The 2,535-nt window shown below is 56.3% G+C and carries 2 protein-coding genes and 1 pseudogene; 1 reads left to right on the forward strand and 2 read right to left on the reverse strand.

The genetic code is table 11. From position 1 onward, the window contains the following. Positions 1–784, forward strand: a 784-nt coding sequence (hydF, locus tag L692_RS0112235) for a [FeFe] hydrogenase H-cluster maturation GTPase HydF (protein ID WP_025700227.1), incomplete at its 5' end; no start/stop codon positions are given. 70 nt (positions 785–854) lie between these two features. Here hydF and hydG read toward each other — a convergent pair. Together hydG and L692_RS0112245 are read right to left on the reverse strand one after the other, a co-directional pair. Next, positions 855–2,270, reverse strand: a complete 1,416-nt coding sequence (gene hydG / locus L692_RS0112240; RefSeq protein ID WP_025700229.1) for a [FeFe] hydrogenase H-cluster radical SAM maturase HydG — start codon at positions 2,268–2,270, stop codon at positions 855–857. A 26-nt stretch (positions 2,271–2,296) separates the two neighbouring features. Next, positions 2,297–2,535 (reverse strand): annotated as a pseudogene (locus L692_RS0112245) ([FeFe] hydrogenase H-cluster radical SAM maturase HydE); the annotation flags it as partial.

A 2,535-nucleotide genomic window follows, 5' to 3' on the forward strand; every position in this document is an offset into this window, starting at 1 on the left:
CGCCGCCGCCGGTCACGGCATCAACGAGTTAAAGACGGCGATTGCAACTGCTTTGCCCCGGGGGGAAGACAGGTTCCGGATCGTCGGCGACCTGTTGAGCCCCGGCGACCTGGCCGTTCTTGTCGTCCCGATCGATAAGGCGGCGCCCAAGGGCAGGCTGATCCTGCCCCAGCAGCAGACGATACGCGACATTATGGAATGCGACGCGGTGGCTGTGGTGACCAAGGAGCAGGAGCTTGGACATACGCTGGCTTCGCTCCGGCGCAAGCCGAAATTGGTGATTACCGATTCGCAGGCGTTTCTAAAAGCCCAGGCCGACACCCCGAAGGATGTGCCGTTAACGTCCTTCTCCATATTGTTCGCCCGTTATAAAGGCGATCTTCCCCGGCTTGTGCGCGGGGTGCGGGCGATCAGCGGGCTGCGTGACGGCGACCGGGTGCTGATTGCCGAAGCTTGTACGCATCATCGGCAGTCCGACGATATCGCCACCGTCAAGATTCCCCGCTGGCTGCGGGAAAAGACGGGCAGGCGGCTGCAAATCGAGCATGCCTCCGGAAGTGAGTTCCCGCCAGGGCTGGAGCAGTATTCGCTGATCATTCATTGCGGGGCGTGCATCCTGAATCGCAGAGCGATGCTGCATCGTATGGAGGAAGCTGCGAACGCCGGGGTGCCGATTGTCAATTACGGCGTATTTATTGCTTATGTGCAGGGGATATTCCCGAGAGCGATTGAAATGTTTCCGTCCGCGATGCTGGCCTGGGAAGATGAGCCAGGCTTCGGTTAATACAAACACCCGGTTCCTTGTTAAAGGTTCCGGGTATTTTTGCGATGTCATCTTCTTTTTATCATTGTTATCAGAACCGTAAGTCTCGTTCGCCTGCATGGATGCGCTGAAGCTGCTCTATTGTCGCTTTCTTGACCGATTCCTTGGGGATGCGCTCCAGATTGTCGCGAATGGTCTGCTCGCCAATGGCACGCATCTCCTCGTCGGCGTAGTCGAGCAGGTATTCCTGAAAGGTCATCAAGGAATTCGGCTGGCATACATTGTGGATTTGCCCCGACTTGGCCAGCTGCATAAAGCGGTCCCCCGTTCGCCCTTCGCGGTAGCATGCGGTGCAGTAGCTGGGAACATAGCCATCCCGGCACAGGTTCTTGATAATTTCCATAGGAGAGCGGTGGTCGCCGACCGTGAACTGCGGCTTGTCGTCCTTGCCTTTATTGACGCTATACGCGCCGACGCCAGTGGCAGAGCCTGCGCTGATCTGCGATATTCCCAAGCGAATAATCCGGTCGCGGAATGCCGGGTCTTCACGTGTTGACAGGATCATTCCCGTATAAGGCACGGCCATTCTCAGTACGGCGACAATCTTAGCGAAATCGCGGTCGCCTACAAGATAGGGATAGCTGTCCAGATTCACGTTCTCAGCTTCGCGCAGACGGGGGACGGAGATGGTGTGCGGCCCGCAGCCAAACGTCTGCTCCAGATGCTCGGCGTGCTTCAGCATGGCAATGGTCTCGTATTTATAATCATAAAGTCCGTACAGGACGCCGATGCCAACATCGTCTATACCGGCGCGCATCGCCCGGTCCATGGCCGTTGTGTGCCAGTCATAATCCGCCTTGGGTCCTTGCGGGTGGTATTTGCGGTAGCTGGGCCGGTGATAAGTCTCCTGAAATAAAATGTAGGTTCCGATCCCGGCATCGGCCAGCTTGCGGTATTCCTCCTCGGTTGTGGCCGCAACATTGATGTTAACCCGCCGGATACTGCCATTATCGAGCTTCGTCTCGTATATGGTCCGGATACATGCCAGAATATAGTCGATGGAGCAATGGCCCGGATCTTCGCCCGCTTCCAGCACCAGCCGCTTGTGGCCAAGCGATTGAAGAACCTTCACCTCCTGGGCGATTTCGTCATGCGTAAGGCGGCTGCGCTCGAACTCGGAATTAGAGTGCTTGTATCCGCAGTAGACACAGTTATTGACACAGTGGTTGCTGACATACAGGGGGGCGAACAGCACGATCCGGTTGCCGTATATCCGCTCCTTGATCTCTCGGGATACCTGGTACAGCCGTTCCAATGTCTCTTCGTCCTCCAAATGTAACAGCACCGCCGCCTCCTGAGAAGTCAGGCCTTTGCATTTTCTGGCTTTGTCCAGAATGGCGGTTACGATCCTGCCGTCTTGTACTGCCGTCTCCCCGTCTCGCAGCGATCTCTTGATTTCCTCGTCCTGAATAAAATCCGCCGCCCGGCGCTCATTCACTTGGTTCACGATCATCCACTTCTTTCTCGGTTCATTTATGGCGAAAAGAAGGGCGCGGCCAGCCCGTTCAGACTGTCTCCACGGCCCATATCGACATGAAATCCGGCACGCTCAATCCGCTGCTCCAGACAGAATCTGCACTGCGCGGATTCATCTCCCGTACAAATTTTATTGTTGTATAAAGTATATTTCGGACGCACGGACAGCGGCGACAGATTAGGCATGACTACATTGGCGCCCGCCTGCAAGGCGAGCTCCCGTCCGTACGGATGGG

The sequence above is a fragment of the Paenibacillus forsythiae T98 genome, from assembly GCF_000520735.1.
Lineage (GTDB): Bacteria > Bacillota > Bacilli > Paenibacillales > Paenibacillaceae > Paenibacillus_AQ > Paenibacillus_AQ forsythiae.